1 protein-coding gene is annotated in these 726 nt (G+C 58.7%); it reads left to right on the top strand.

Going from position 1 to position 726, the window contains the following annotated elements:
* Window positions 1-507: 507 nt before the first annotated feature.
* Window positions 508-726 (top strand): transposase (locus tag ABB22_RS17280; protein WP_057505434.1); only part of this gene is annotated, 219 nt, incomplete at its 3' end.

Here is a 726-nt window from a genome sequence, read left to right as displayed (position 1 = left end):
CCCAACCGACCGCGCCCCATCGACACCGAGCAGACCTCGACAGCCAGAACGGGCCGCAGGCAGCCCATAGACGCCCCTACAGCCTCCGCAGAGCCCCTCCCTACGCGGCGCTCTGCGAGCCTCCTAGGCAGGCGTCCAGAACTGGACGGCGAAGCGATGACATTAAGGGAATACGACGCGACCAGCGTCGCACAGTGCTTCCTTTGGTGCCTCGGTCATCGAGTGCCCTTTAGTGGGTGCATTCGCGCTAATTAGCGCAACAGAGTGCGAATTAGCGCGAATAAGATCAAAAGAGCCGGATAGATCAATGGCATGCGATCAATTCGCATTGATTCACAGTAGAGCAGACGGCAAGATATGTGTTGTACCGGTACGGGCTTCGCCCATCTCCGTCCACCACCGCCCCTTACTCGCCTGCGGCTCGACGGAATCTTGCTCTGCGAGGCTGAAGCGTCCTCGTTGATTCGAGCCAATCAGAAGTAGAGTTTCCCTATTCAGGAGCTCTGCATGAAGAAGGCGAAGTTCAGCGACGAACAGATCGTCCGGATCCTCAAGGAAGTCGAGGCCGGCGCGAAGGTGGCTGAGACCTGCCGCAAGCACGGCATCAGCGAGCCGACGTACTACATCTGGAAGAACAAGTACGTCGGCATGGAGGTGTCGCAGTTGCGGCACCTGAAGGACGTCGAAGGCGAGCTTTCCCGGCTCAAGCGCATGTATGCCGAATTG

The sequence above is a fragment of the Stenotrophomonas nitritireducens genome (assembly GCF_001431425.1).
In the GTDB taxonomy this organism is placed as follows: domain Bacteria; phylum Pseudomonadota; class Gammaproteobacteria; order Xanthomonadales; family Xanthomonadaceae; genus Stenotrophomonas; species Stenotrophomonas nitritireducens.
This window is presented reverse-complemented; position numbering and strand designations above follow the sequence as displayed.